The 13,569-nt window shown below is 72.4% G+C and carries 11 protein-coding genes; 6 read left to right on the forward strand and 5 right to left on the reverse strand.

The window, feature by feature from the left end:
• Window positions 1-13 precede the first annotated feature (13 nt).
• On the reverse strand, window positions 14-2,647 hold the full coding sequence (locus MQP27_RS24375) for a family 78 glycoside hydrolase catalytic domain (protein ID WP_242767511.1): 2,634 nt from the start codon (window positions 2,645-2,647) through the stop codon (window positions 14-16).
• A 175-nt stretch (window positions 2,648-2,822) separates the two neighbouring features.
• Here MQP27_RS24375 and MQP27_RS24380 point away from each other — a divergent pair, with 175 nt between their 5' ends.
• From MQP27_RS24380 to MQP27_RS24405, 6 genes are all read left to right on the forward strand, one after another.
• Window positions 2,823-4,862 (forward strand): bifunctional aldolase/short-chain dehydrogenase, encoded by a 2,040-nt coding sequence (locus MQP27_RS24380; RefSeq protein ID WP_242767512.1) that lies wholly within the window; start codon window positions 2,823-2,825, stop codon window positions 4,860-4,862.
• Window positions 4,859-6,307: a rhamnulokinase gene (locus MQP27_RS24385; protein ID WP_242767513.1), complete on the forward strand. Its 1,449-nt coding sequence runs from the start codon at window positions 4,859-4,861 to the stop codon at window positions 6,305-6,307. Before MQP27_RS24380 ends, MQP27_RS24385 begins: the two co-directional genes overlap by 4 nt.
• Before the next feature lie 72 nt (window positions 6,308-6,379).
• On the forward strand, window positions 6,380-7,135 hold the full coding sequence (locus tag MQP27_RS24390) for a (Fe-S)-binding protein (protein WP_242767514.1): 756 nt from the start codon (window positions 6,380-6,382) through the stop codon (window positions 7,133-7,135).
• Window positions 7,132-8,610 carry a LutB/LldF family L-lactate oxidation iron-sulfur protein gene (locus MQP27_RS24395; protein ID WP_242767515.1) on the forward strand — a complete coding sequence of 493 codons (1,479 nt, stop codon included), beginning with the start codon at window positions 7,132-7,134 and terminating at the stop codon, window positions 8,608-8,610. The genes MQP27_RS24390 and MQP27_RS24395 overlap by 4 nt, the downstream gene beginning before the upstream one ends.
• A complete protein-coding gene (locus MQP27_RS24400; protein WP_242767516.1) occupies window positions 8,607-9,251 on the forward strand; it encodes a LutC/YkgG family protein in 645 nt (214 codons plus the stop codon). The genes MQP27_RS24395 and MQP27_RS24400 overlap by 4 nt, the downstream gene beginning before the upstream one ends.
• A gap of 77 nt (window positions 9,252-9,328) precedes the next feature.
• Window positions 9,329-10,483 carry an ABC transporter ATP-binding protein gene (locus tag MQP27_RS24405; protein WP_242767517.1) on the forward strand — a complete coding sequence of 385 codons (1,155 nt, stop codon included), beginning with the start codon at window positions 9,329-9,331 and terminating at the stop codon, window positions 10,481-10,483.
• Between the two features lie 43 nt (window positions 10,484-10,526).
• On the opposite strand, the gene MQP27_RS24410 is transcribed toward MQP27_RS24405, so the two are convergent.
• The 4 genes from MQP27_RS24410 to MQP27_RS24425 are packed head-to-tail and all read right to left on the reverse strand — an operon-like array spanning window position 10,527 to window position 13,457.
• The gene (locus MQP27_RS24410; RefSeq protein ID WP_242767518.1) at window positions 10,527-11,123 is read right to left on the reverse strand and encodes a hypothetical protein; all 597 of its coding nucleotides are present in this window, start codon (window positions 11,121-11,123) and stop codon (window positions 10,527-10,529) included.
• A gap of 53 nt (window positions 11,124-11,176) precedes the next feature.
• Window positions 11,177-12,112 carry an ABC transporter substrate-binding protein gene (locus MQP27_RS24415; RefSeq protein WP_242767519.1) on the reverse strand — a complete coding sequence of 312 codons (936 nt, stop codon included), beginning with the start codon at window positions 12,110-12,112 and terminating at the stop codon, window positions 11,177-11,179.
• Window positions 12,109-12,780, reverse strand: a complete 672-nt coding sequence (locus MQP27_RS24420) for an ABC transporter permease (protein ID WP_242767520.1) — start codon at window positions 12,778-12,780, stop codon at window positions 12,109-12,111. The genes MQP27_RS24415 and MQP27_RS24420 overlap by 4 nt, the downstream gene beginning before the upstream one ends.
• A complete protein-coding gene (locus MQP27_RS24425; RefSeq protein WP_242767521.1) occupies window positions 12,777-13,457 on the reverse strand; it encodes an ABC transporter permease in 681 nt (226 codons plus the stop codon). The genes MQP27_RS24420 and MQP27_RS24425 overlap by 4 nt, the downstream gene beginning before the upstream one ends.
• Between the last annotated feature and the right edge of the window lie 112 nt (window positions 13,458-13,569).

Consider the following 13,569-nt stretch of genomic DNA (forward strand, 5'->3'; position numbering starts at 1 on the left):
CTGTACCGGCCGCCTACTCGGGGCCGCTGAACGGATGCCGGATCGCGACCGGCGGCCAAGCGGGTGCGGTGTACGCCCGCCGGAACGTGTGACGGCCCGAGCCGACCTCGAACGGATCGCCGTCGCCCGGGAGTTGGACCTCGGCCCGGGTGTTGGGCGGCACGAGCACCTCCACCACCAGCGTGTCGCCGTCGGTCCGCCAGCCCGACTCCGCCCGTCCGTACGGCGTCTCGTGCGCCGCCTTCGCGAAGGTGAGGCCGCCGCCCGGGACCGGCGCGACGCGCAGCCGGCGCCAGCCGGGCTCGGCGGCCTCCAGCCCGGCCACCGTCCGGTGCAGCCAGTCGGCGACCGCGCCGAGCGCGTAGTGGTTGAAGGAGGTCATCTCACCGGGGTTGACGCTCCCGTCGGGCAGCATCGAGTCCCAGCGCTCCCATACCGTCGTGGCCCCCATGGTCACCGGGTACAACCAGGACGGGCACCCCTCCTCCAGCAGCATCCGGTACGCCAACTGCGGCTCCCCGCCCATGCACAGCGCGTCGCAGATCAGCGGCGTACCCGCGAACCCGGTGGCGATCCGGAAGCCGGCCTTGCGCACCACGTACGCCAACCGCCTGGCCGCGCCGACCCGTTGACGCTCCGTGGGCAGCAGCGCGAAGCACAGCGCCAGGGCGTACGCGGTCTGCGCGTCGCTCGACAGCCGCCCGCCCGGGGTCACGAACTCGTCGGCGAACGCGGCCCGCACGGACCGCGCGAACTCCTCGTACCGCACGGCGTCGTCCTTCTCCCCGAGCAGCCGAGCCGTCTCGGCGAGTACGTCGGCGGAGCGGGCCACGTAGGCGTTGGCAACCAGGTCGCCGTCGGTGCGGGCGGCGCCAGGGTCCTCGGGCGGGGCGGCCGGGTCGAGCCAGTCGCCGAGTTGGAAGTCCTGCCGCCACAGGCCACCGCCCTCCTCCACGAGACGGGCCGCGCACTCCACCCACGCGCGCATGCTCGGGTACTGCGTGCGCAGCACCTCCAGGTCGCCGAAGCGCCGGTACAGCGTCCACGGGAGCAGCACGGCGACGTCGGCCCACACCGCGTGCGGGGTACCGCCGAAGTCGTACGGCAGGACGTCCGGCACCACCAACGGCGGTGCACCGTCCGCCCGTTGGAGCTGTTCGGCGGCGAGGTCGCGCAGCCAGCCGGCGAGCATGCCCGAGCAGTCGTGGAGGAAGGACGCGGTGGGTGCGAAGACCTGGATGTCGCCGGTCCAGCCGAGGCGTTCGTCGCGCTGCGGGCAGTCGGTGGGGATGTCCAGGAAGTTGCCGCGCATGCTGCGGACCACGTTCTCGTGGAGGCGGTTGACGAGTGCGTGCGAGGACTCGAACCATCCGGTGCGGGCCATGTCCGTGTGCAGGACGACCGCTTCGACGGCGGCGGGGTCCAACTCGCCCGGCCAGCCGTCCACTTCGGCGTAGCGGAAGCCGTGGAAGGTGAAGCGCGGCTCGTACGTCTCCACGCCCCGGCCCAAGAGCGTGTACGTGTCCGTCGCGGCGGCCCGGCGCAGCGGCCGTACGCCGAGTTCGCCGTGCTCCAGCACCTCGGCGTGGCGCAGGGTGACCGTGTGCCCGGCCGGACCGGACACCCGGATGCGCAGGCGTCCGACGAGGTTCTGCCCGAAGTCGAGGACGGTCCTGCCGGAAGGGGTGGTGATGACGTCGACCGGGGTCAGCGCTTGGGTGCGGCGCACGGGCGGGCCGGTCGGCGCCACCAACTCGGCATCCGGCAGCGGGAGTTCGAGGACGGGTGACCAGTCGGCGGTGTCGTGGCCGGGCTCCGACCAGCCGGGCCGGGCCAGTCGGGCGTCGTACGCCTCGCCGTCGTACAGTTCCGAACGGAGGATCGGGCCGGTCGTGGCGCGCCACGACTCGTCGGTGCCGACGGTCGTGACGGTGCCGTCGGGGTGGGTGATCTCCAGCTGGGCGAGGAGGGTGCGGCGGTCGCCGTAGAGGTTGCGGCGGCCGCCGTGGAAGCCGAGGCGGCCGGTGTACCAGCCCTCGCCGAGCAGCGCGCCGATCGCGTTGTCGCCCTCGCGCAGCAGGTCGGTGACGTCGAAGGTCTGGTAGCGCAGGCGGTGGTGGTACGAGGTCCAGCCGGGGGCGAGGACGTGGTCGCCGACGCGGGTGCCGTTGATCTCGGCCTCGTAGACGCCGTGGGCGGTGATGTGGAGGCGGGCCGAGGCGGCGGGGCGGTCGAGAGTGAAGGCGCGGCGCAGCAGGGCGACCGGGAGCGGTGCGTCGGAGGCCGCACGGTCGGGCGTGACGGGGCGGGCGGTCCAGTCGGTACGGGTGAGCAGTCCCGTCTCCGCCCGGGTGACCGGCGACCAGGGTGACGGCTCGGCGCCCTCGCCCCAGACCCGGACGCGCACCCCGACCCGGGTGCGGGAGCCGAGCGCGGCGCCCGGCCACGCCACCAGCACCGAGTCCGCGCTCGCGACCCGCCCGGTGTCGGTGAGGACCGTCCCGTCGGCGCCGGTGATCTCGATCCGGTAAGCCCGCTGGAGCCAGCCCGGCGAGTCGGTCTCGGTGCGCCAGCTCAGGCGGGGCCGGGACTCGCCGATGCCGAGCGGTTCGCGATGGTGTTCCAGGATGGGTGCGGTGACGCGCATCGGATCGCTTCCTCATCTCATGGTCGGCCTGGTCGGCGGACCGACGTCTTGACGCCGTCGAAGCGGTGCGGCTAGGTTCGCTTGAAACGATTCAAGCGGTGTTCTGATGAGGCTCGACCCGAGGCCTGCCCCGCCACCCGCAACCGTTCCCACGACGCAAGGAAGAGAACCGCTCATGGCACCCCACCCCGAGGCCGCCGCTCTCCTGGCCCGTTCCCATCGGCTCGGCGCCGACCCCCGCAACACCAACTACGCCGGCGGCAACGCCTCCGCCAAGGGCACCGGGACCGACCCCGTGACCGGGGGTGACGTGGAGTTGATGTGGGTCAAGGGGTCCGGTGGCGACCTCGGGACGCTCACCGAGGCCGGGCTGGCCGTGCTGCGGATCGACCGGCTGCGGGCGCTCAAGGGCGTGTACCCGGGGGTCGAGCGCGAGGACGAGATGGTCGCCGCGTTCGACTACTGCCTGCACGGCAAGGGCGGCGCCGCGCCGTCCATCGACACGGCGATGCACGGGCTCGTCGAGGCCGCGCACGTCGACCATCTGCATCCCGACTCGGGGATCGCGCTCGCCTGCGCGGCCGACGGGGAGAAGCTGACCGCCGAGTGTTTCGGCGACACGGTGGTGTGGGTGCCGTGGCGGCGGCCCGGCTTCCAGCTCGGGCTGGACATCGCCGCGGTCAAGGAGGCCAACCCGCGGGCGATCGGGTGCGTCCTGGGCGGCCACGGGATCACCGCGTGGGGCGAGACGTCCGAGGAGTGCGAGCAAAACTCGCTGCACATCATCCGGACCGCGGAGGCCTTCCTGGCCGAGCGGGGCAGGGCCGAGCCGTTCGGGCCGGTGATCGAGGGCTACGAGGCCCTTCCCGAGGGCGAGCGCCGTGACCGGGCCGCGGCCCTCGCGCCGTACGTCCGCGCGATTGCCTCCCAGGACCGGCCGCAGGTCGGGCATTTCACCGACTCCGACGTGGTGCTGGACTTCGTGGCCCGCGCCGAGCACCCGCGGCTGGCCGCGCTCGGCACCTCCTGCCCGGACCACTTCCTGCGCACCAAGGTGCGGCCCCTGGTGCTCGACCTGCCGCCCACCGCGCCGCTGGAGGAGGCCGTCGCCCGCCTCAAGGAGCTGCACGCCGAGTACCGCGAGGAGTACGCGGCCTACTACCAGCGGCACGCGCTGCCCGACTCCCCCGCGATGCGCGGCGCCGACCCGGCGATCGTGCTGGTCCCGGGTGTGGGCATGTTCTCCTTCGGCAAGGACAAGCAGACCGCCCGCGTGGCCGGCGAGTTCTACGTCAACGCGATCAACGTGATGCGGGGCGCGGAGGCGGTGTCGACGTACGCGCCGATCGAGGAGTCGGAGAAGTTCCGCATCGAGTACTGGGCCCTTGAAGAGGCCAAGCTGCGGCGGATGCCGAGGCCGAAGCCGCTGGCGACCCGGGTGGCGCTGGTGACGGGCGCGGGCAGCGGGATCGGCAAGGCGATCGCGCACCGGCTGGTCGGTGAGGGTGCCTGTGTCGTCGTAGCCGATCTCAACGCCGAGAACGCGGCTGCCGTGGCCGAGGAGTTGGGCGGGCCGGACAAGGCCGTCGCCGTGAGTGTGGATGTGACGTCCGAGGAGCAGATCGCGGAGGCGTTCAAGGCCGCCGTCCTCGCGTTCGGGGGCGTCGATCTGGTGGTCAACAACGCCGGGATCTCCATCTCCAAGCCGCTGCTTGAGACTTCGGCGCGCGACTGGGACCTGCAGCACGACATCATGGCCCGCGGTTCCTTCCTCGTCTCGCGGGAGGCGGCGCGGGTGATGATCGCGCAGGGGCTGGGCGGCGACATCGTCTACATCGCCTCCAAGAACGCCGTGTTCGCCGGTCCCAACAACATCGCCTACTCCGCCACCAAGGCCGACCAGGCGCATCAAGTGCGGCTGCTGGCCGCCGAGTTGGGCGAGCACGGCATCCGCGTCAACGGGGTCAACCCGGACGGCGTGGTGCGCGGTTCCGGGATCTTCGCGGCCGGCTGGGGCGCCCAGCGCGCGGCCGTCTACGGGGTGCCCGAGGAGAAGCTCGGCGAGTTCTACGCCCAGCGGACCATCCTCAAGCGCGAGGTGCTGCCCGAGCACGTGGCGAACGCGGTGTTCGCGCTGACCGGCGGCGAGTTGACGCACACCACCGGGCTGCACGTCCCGGTCGACGCCGGCGTCGCGGCCGCGTTCCTGCGGTGAGCGCGCCCGTGAAGTCGTACGCCGCGGTCGACCTCGGCGCGTCCAGCGGGCGCGTCATGGTCGGCCGCGTCGGCCCCGACAGCCTGGAGCTGACCGAGGCCCACCGCTTCCCGAACCGGCCCGTGCGGGTGCCCGAAGGCCTGCGCTGGGACATCCTCGGTCTGTACGGCGGTGTCCTGGACGGCCTCAAGGCGGCCGGGCCGGTCGACTCGGTCGGCATCGACAGCTGGGCCGTGGACTACGGGCTGCTGGACGCGGACGGGGCGCTGCTCGGCAATCCCGTGCACTACCGGGACCCCCGCACCGAGGGCATCGCCGAGAAGGTGTGGGCGAGCCTGCCCGCGGAGCGGCTGTACGCGGCGACCGGACTGCAGTACGCGCCCTTCAACACCCTGTACCAGCTGGCCGCGGCCCGCGGATCGGCCCAACTCGACCGGGCCGAGCGGCTGTTGCTCATCCCCGACCTGATCTCGTACTGGCTGACGGGCGAGCAGGGCACGGAGCTGACCAACGCCTCGACCACCCAGCTCATCGACCCCAGGACCCGCGACTGGGCGCACGGCGTCGCCTCCCGGCTGGACATCCGCCTCGGCCTGTTCGCCCCGCTGCGGCAGCCCGGCGATCCGGCGGGGTTCCTGCGGCCGGAGGTGCTGGAGGAGACCGGGCTGTCCGGCCCGGTGCCGGTGACGGCCGTCGGCTCGCACGACACGGCGTCCGCGGTGGCCGCCGTACCGGCCGAGGGCGAGCGGTTCGCGTACATCTGCACCGGCACCTGGTCGCTCGCGGGCCTGGAGCTGGAGCGGCCGGTGCTGACCGAGGAGAGCAGGGCCGCCAACTTCACCAACGAGCTGGGGCTGGACGGCACCGTCCGGTATCTGCGCAACATCATGGGACTGTGGCTGCTGGAGGAGAGCCGGCGGTCCTGGGGCGAGCCGGGCCTGGACGTGCTGCTGCCCGCGGCCGCCGAGGTGCCGGGACTGCGGTCGGTCGTGGACGCGGGCGACCCGGCGTTCCTGGCCCCCGGCCGGATGCCGGAGCGGATCGGCGAGGCGTGCCGGGCCTCGGGCCAGCCGGAGCCGTACACCGTCGCCGAGGCCACGCGCTGCATCCTCGACTCCCTCGCCCTGGCCCACAGCCGGGCCGTCCGTGAAGCGCAGCTCCTCGCGGACCGGGGGGTGGACGTCGTGCACATCGTGGGCGGCGGCGCGCGCAACGCCCTGCTGTGCCAGCTCACCGCCGACGCCTGCGGGCTGCCGGTCGTGGCGGGTCCCGCCGAGGCGGCCGCCTTCGGCAACGTCCTCGTGCAGGCCCGCGCCGACGGCCTCGTCGGCGACCGCGCCGACATGCGACGGCTGCTCGCCCGGACGCAGCGGCTGACCCGCTACGAGCCGCGCGGCGACGTGGCGCGGTGGCGCGAGGCGGAGGCCCGGCTCGCCGCTCGGTGAGCCGGGGTCTCCCCCGGACCCCTCACCCGGACTACGCTGCACTCATCCGATGATCGACAACAAGGAGCCGCGATGCGTGTCGCCCTGTTCCTGACCTGCGTCAACGACACGCTCTATCCGGACACCGGGCGCGCCGTGGTGAAACTGCTGACCAGGCTGGGCGTCGAGGTCGACTTCCCGATGGCCCAGACCTGCTGCGGACAGGCCCACTACAACACCGGATACCGCCATGAGGCCGAGCCGCTCGCCCGGCATTTCTCCGATGTCTTCGGGGAGTACGAGGCGATCGTGACGCCGTCGGGATCGTGCGGGGCGATGGTGCGGGAGCTGTATCCGCGGATGGGCGAGCGGGCCCGGGCCGAGGGGCGCGGGGACACCCTCGCGGCCACCCTGGCGCCGGTGGTGCCGAAGACGTACGAGCTGACGGAGTTCCTGGTGGACGTGCTGGGGGTGACGGACGTCGGCGCGTACTACCCGCACAAGGTCACCTACCACCCCACCTGCCACGGCCTGCGCGGCCTGGGGCTCGGCGACCGTCCCCGGCGGCTCCTCCAGGCCGTCGAGGGGCTGGAACTGGTGGAGCTTCCGGGCGCCGACGAGTGCTGCGGCTTCGGCGGCACGTTCGCCCTGAAGAACTCCGACGTGTCCGCGGCGATGGGCGCGGACAAGGTACGCAACGCCGAGTCGACCGGCGCCGAGGTGCTGTGCGCGGCCGACAACTCCTGCCTGATGCACATCGGCGGCACGATGGCGCGGCTGGAGACGGACATGCGGCCGGTGCACATCGCGGAGATCCTGGCGAGCACGGACAAGGAGCCTGCGGTATGAGCGGGACGTTCGTAGGGATGCCGGCCTTCCCCGAGGCCGCGCACGAGGCCGTACGGAACGAGACGCTGCGCGGCAATCTGCGGCATGCCACGCACACCATCCGCGCCAAGCGGGCCAAGGCCGTCGCGGAGGTGTCGGACTGGGCGGCGCTCCGGGACGCCGGGAAGCGGATCAAGGACCACACGCTGCGCCATCTCGACCGGTATCTGGAGCAGTTGGAGGCGTCGGTCACGGCCGCGGGCGGCACGGTGCACTGGGCCGCCGACGCGGACGAGGCCAACCGGATCGTCGCCGGACTGGTCAAGGAGACCGGTGAGTCGGAGGTCGTGAAGGTCAAGTCGATGGCCACGCAGGAGATCGGCCTCAACGAGGCGCTGGAGGCCGAGGGCATCCGCGCCTACGAGACCGATCTCGCCGAGCTGATCGTGCAGTTGGGCAAGGACCGGCCCTCGCACATCCTGGTCCCGGCGATCCACCGCAACCGGGGCGAGATCCGGGACATCTTCGAGCGGGAGATGAGCGAGTGGGGCCGCCCGGCGCCCGAGGGCCTGACCGACACGCCCGCCGAACTCGCCGAGGCCGCGCGCCTTCACCTCCGTGAGAAGTTCCTGCGCGCCAAGGTCGGCATCTCCGGCGCCAACTTCATGGTCGCCGAGACCGGCACGCTGGTCGTCGTGGAGTCCGAGGGCAACGGCCGCATGTGCCTCACCCTCCCCGAGACGCTGATCTCGGTCGTCGGCATCGAGAAGATCGTGCCGACCTGGCGGGACCTGGAGGTGTTCCTGCAGACCCTCCCGCGCTCCTCTACGGCCGAGCGGATGAACCCGTACACGTCCATGTGGACGGGAACGACAGACGAGGACGGGCCGCGCGACTTCCACCTGGTCCTCCTCGACAACGGCCGCACCGACACCCTCGCCGACGAGGTCGGCCGCCAGGCCCTGCGCTGTATCCGCTGCTCGGCCTGCCTGAATGTCTGCCCGGTGTACGAGCGGGCCGGCGGTCACGCGTACGGCTCGGTCTACCCGGGCCCGATCGGCGCCATCCTCAGCCCCCAACTCCGGGGCACGCAGAGCGAGATCGACGCCTCACTGCCGTACGCCTCGTCGCTGTGCGGCGCCTGCTACGAGGTCTGCCCGGTCGCCATCGACATCCCCGAGGTGCTGGTGCACCTGCGCGAGCGGGTCGTGGAGGGCGGTCCGGCGGTCCGCGAGGGCAACAAGGTCGTCCTCAGGCCGGCCAAGGGGCACGCCGCCGAGCGGGCGGCGATGCGGGCGGCACGCTGGGCGTTCACCCACCCGGGCGCCCTGCGCGGCGGCCAGCGGCTCGCCTCGCGCACGCGCAGGATCCATCCGCGTTCGCTGCCGGGGCCCGGCAAGGCGTGGAGCGGGACGCGGGAGCTGCCGGCGGTACCGGCGGAGCCGTTCCGCGACTGGTGGCAGCGGACGCAGGGCGGAAAGGGCGGCGCGAAGTGAGCAGCAGGGAACGGGTCCTGGGCCGGGTGCGGCGCGCGCTGGCGGATGTGCCGAAGGACGACACGCCGTACGAGCAGGCGGTTGTACGGGAGTATCTGCGGGAGCACGGCGAGCGGAGTGTCGCGGAGACGGTGGATCTGCTGGCGGAGAACCTGGCGGACTACCGGGCGGTCGTGCACCGGTGCCCACAAGGTGAACTGACCGCTGTGATCGGCCGGTTGCTCGCCGAGCGCGGGGCGAGGACGGTTGTCGTGCCACCGGGGCTGGATGTCGGATGGCTGGCGGCCACCGATGCCGAACAGGTCCCCGACGCCGGGTCGGATACCCCGGACGGGCTCGACCGCGTCGACAGCGTGGTCACGGCATGCGCCCTCGCGATCGCCGAGACCGGCACCATCGTCCTGGACGGCTCCCCCGACCAGGGCCGGCGCCGCATCACCCTCGTCCCCGACCACCACATCTGTGTCGTACGGGTCCCCGACCAGGTGGTCTCCTCCGTGCCCCAGGCCCTCGAACGCCTCGACCCGGCCCGCCCGTTGACGTGGATCTCCGGTCCGTCGGCGACCAGCGACATCGAGCTGGACCGGGTCGAGGGGGTGCACGGTCCGCGCACCCTGGAGGTGGTGCTGGTGGGCGAGTAGGCGGACGCTTCAGCCATTCGCCGGGTGCGGGGCGCCGCGGAGGAGCGGCGTGCCGGGCGCGCCGTTAGCGTGAGGGCATGATCCGGTTCGAGCAGGTCAGCAAGCGGTATCCGGACGGTACGACCGCGGTGGACGACCTGAGTTTCGAGGTGTCCGAGGGTGAGCTCGTCACGCTCGTGGGGCCCTCCGGCTGCGGCAAGACGACGACCATGATGATGGTCAACCGGCTCATCGAGCCGACCTCGGGCCGGATCCTCGTGGCCGGTGAGGACATCGCCGCCGTGGACCCGGTGCGGCTGCGCCGCCGTATCGGCTATGTCATCCAGCAGGTGGGGCTCTTCCCGCACCGGACGATCCTCGACAACACGGCGACCGTGCCGGCGCTGATCGGCTGGAAGCGGGCGAAGGCCCGGGCGCGCGCCGCCGAGCTGCTCGATCTGGTGGGCCTCGACCCGAAGCGGTACGGGCCCCGCTATCCGGACCAGCTCTCCGGCGGCCAGCGGCAGCGGGTCGGTGTGGCACGGGCGTTGGCGGCGGATCCGCCGGTGCTGCTGATGGACGAGCCGTTCGGGGCGGTGGACCCGGTCGTGCGGGAGCAGTTGCAGGAGGAGTTCCTGCGGATGCAGGCCGATGTGCGCAAGACGGTGCTGCTGGTCACGCACGACATCGAGGAGGCGGTGCGGCTGGGCGACCGGATCGCCGTGTACGGGCAGGGGCGGATCGAGCAGTTCGACACGCCGGGGGCGGTGCTCGGGACACCTGCGACGCCGTACGTCGCCGAATTCGTGGGCGCCGACCGGGGGCTGAAGCGGCTGTCGGTGACCGAGATCGAGCCCGAGGATCTGGAGCAGCCGCCGGTCGCGCGGCTCGACGAGGCGGCCGGGCCCGCGGCGGACCGGTTGCGGGCGGAGGGCGCGCGCTGGGCGGTCGTCCTCGACACGCGGGGTGACCTGCACGGCTGGGTCGGCATCGAGGACCTGGGCGCGGGCGGTTCCGTCGGCGACCGCGCCCGCCGGATGAACGCCTGGGTGCCGGTGGGCGCGCCCCTGAAGCAGGCCTTCGGGGTGATGCTCCAGCACGACGCCGGGTGGGTCGCGGTGCTGGACGGGGCCCGCTTCCTGGGCGTGCTGACGCCGGGCAAGCTGCATGAGGCGCTGCGCCGGTCGGTGGACGCGGACGCGCTGGGTGTGTCGCGGGGGCAGGTGGAGTTCGACTCGGTGGCCGACGCCTGACCGGTGCCGTGCGGGATGGCCGGTACGCCGCCTGGCCGGTCCGTCAGCAGTAGACCATCGGGCAGCCGCGGCGCAGCGAGTGCTGGGCGGCGCGCAGATACAGGGCCACGTAGAACGCCGCGTCCAGGTCCTCGGCCCACGGTCCGGGGCGCGCGGCGGCCAGCTCCTTCACGGGGCCGTCGAGGAACAGGCTGGTCAGATCGAGGTTGTCGCAGGCCGCCGGTATCTCGTCCACCGGCAGTCCGACGGCCGTCGCCAACCGCTCCGCGAGCGCGAGCACCTGAGGCGCGCCCACGACCACGGTTTCGTCGGTGTAGGAGGAGCCGACGGGCAGCACGACCGGCTCGTCCAGGGAGATGGGCACCAGCACCGTCCAGCCGCAGAGCAGCTCCCACTCCTCCTGGGTGATGTGCGCCTCGCACAGCGCGCTGAACCCGTCCATGGGAGGCACCAGCTTCTCCTCGAACGACTGCCCCGAGCCCCGTACGAACTCCGCCGGCTCGGGCACGGACGTGTAGGGCGGCAGTCCGCGCCGCCCCAACTCCTCGTTGAGCAGGGCCGCGACGGTGCCGTGTCCGCCCTCCTCCTCGTCGTCGTCGAACCAGTCCCGCGCAGTGCTACTGACCAGATAGATCCCCATGTCCGCAAGGTACAAGGCAGCACTGACAATCGGCCCCGGCCCCTGACCGCCCCTCACTTCAGCAGACCCTTGTCCTTCAGATACGTCCGTGCGACGTCCGACGCCAACCGGCGCCAGCTGTCCACCCGCTGGTTCATGGACGCCAGATCGGCAGTCGTCAGTACGGCGTTGAGCGCGCCGAGCGCCTTCGTCACCCCGGTGCCGCCCGCGCGCGACCGGTTGACGACCGGCACCACGTAGTCGGCGTTCTGCAGGCGCTTGTCGTCGGCGAGCAGCATCAGCCCGAAGCCGGACAGCGTGGCGTCGGTCGTGGTCGTCAACACCATCTGGTCCTGGCCGTTCTGCACGGCCCGCTTGGCCTGTGTCGTGCCCACGCCCTTCGGGTCGACGCCGGTGACGTCGATGCCGTAGGTCTTCTTCAACCCCGGTGCGCAGTACGGCCGTTGCACGCACTCGTCACCCGCTGCGAGCCGTACCTCCAGTCCCGATGCGCCGAGGTCGCTCAGCGTCCTGAGCTGGTGCTGCCTGGCGTAGGAGGCGCTCACCGCGAAGGCGTTCTGGTCGACGGCCCGCCCGGGGTCGAGGACCGTGAGGCCGCGAGGGGTGGCCAGCCTGCGCAGGCCGGCCATCGTGGCGTCGAGGTCGGGCGAGCCGACCGGCGCCGCGTCGGCTCCGTTCGTCTTGGCGTTCAACCAGTCGGCGAAGGTGGCCGCGTACTCGGGGACGACGTCGATCTGGCCCGATTCCAGGGCTGGTTCGTACAGTTCGCGGTTGGCGACGGTGAGCAGGGAGGTCTTGTAGCCGGCCTGGTTCAGCAACTGCGCGTACATCTGCGCCAGCAGGTCGCTCTCGGTGAAGCCGGCCGAGCCGATCGTCAGATGGTGGCTGTCCCCGGGCGGGGCGGTGACCTCGCCGCGCGTCTCCAGCGAGGGGCCGGTGGAGCAGCCCGCGAGCAGCAGGACGGCGGCGAAGGCCGGGCCGCGTCTCATCGGGTGCCTCCGGCCCAGCGGGGCGCGAGCCGCTCGGCCACCTCGAAGACCCCCTCGACGACCAGTGCGAACGCGGCGACGAGGATCGCCCCGGCCACCACCTGCGGGGTACTGGCGAGGTTGAAGCCGGCCGTGATAATCCGGCCCAGCCCTCCCCCGCCGGCCAGCGCGGCGATGGTCGCGGTCGCCACGAGCTGGACGGCGGCGATCCGCACCCCGTTCAGGACCATGGGGAGCGAAAGGGGCAGTTCCACGTGAAACATCATCTGTCGCCCGGTCATGCCCATCCCGCGGGCGGCCTGGACGACACTGCGGTCGACCTCGCGCATGCCGACGTACGCGTTGGTGAGCAGCGGCGGCACGGCGAACAGCACCAGGGCGACGACGGTCGGGCCGTCGCCCCATCTGCCGATCGGGGTCAGCAGGAGGAGCACGAGAACCGCGAAGGTCGGTACCGCCCGGCCGATGTTGGAGATGTTGACCGCCAGCGCGCCGCCCTTGCCGAGGTGACCCAGGACGAGGGCGACCGGCAGGGCGATCAGACAGCTGATGACCAGGCAGACGACGGTGAGGACGAGGTGCTGGAGGAGCCGGTGCCGGATGCCGTCGTCGCCCGACCAGTGGGCGGGGTCGGCGAGCCAGTCCCAGGCGTCCGTGAGGGTCGTCATCCGCGGGCCGCCCTGGTCCAGGGTGTGATCAGGCGTTGCACGGCGAGCAGCAGCACGTCGGCCGCGATCGCGATCAGCACGCACAGCGCGGACGCGGTGAGCACCTGTGCCTTGAAGTAGGTGTTCATTCCGGCGTAGGTGAGGTTGCCCAGGCCGCCGAAGCCGACGATCGCGCCCACCGTCACCAGGGAGACCGCGGACACCGTGGCGATACGCAGTCCGGCCATCGCGGCGGGCAGGGCGAGCGGTAGTTCCACGGTGAGCAGGAGGCGGATCGGGCCGTACCCCAGGCCGCGCGCGGCCTGCCGGGTCTCCTCGGGGACCGCGCGCAGGCCGGCCAGGATGTTTCGCACCAGCAGGGTCAGCGAGTACAGGACGAGTCCGGCGACGACCAGGCTCGCCGAGAGGCCGTAGACCGGCAGGAGCAGCGAGAACATCGCCAGGGACGGGATCGTGTAGAGGATCGTCGTGACGCCGAGGACGGGACCGGCCGCCCAGCCCCAGCGGCGGGCGAGGACGGCCAGCGGGAGCGCCAGGGCGAGGCCGACGAGCACCGAGACCGCGGTGAGCTGGAGGTGCTGGACGACCGCGTCGATCAGGATCTGGCGGCGGCTGGTCAGGTACTCGCCGCAGATCCACTCGTTGCGGGCGAGGCAGTCGTCCGGGGGTGCGGTCACGGCTCCATTGCACCGGTGGCCTGCGGGGTCGGCGCGTTGTGGTGACCCGTACGGGGCGCCGGGCCGGACTTGCGTCCTCCGGTGGGAGCAGCGGATTCCCCGTGACAAAGGG

The organism is Streptomyces cylindrosporus (assembly GCF_022698165.1).
GTDB classification, from domain to species: domain Bacteria; phylum Actinomycetota; class Actinomycetes; order Streptomycetales; family Streptomycetaceae; genus Streptomyces; species Streptomyces cylindrosporus.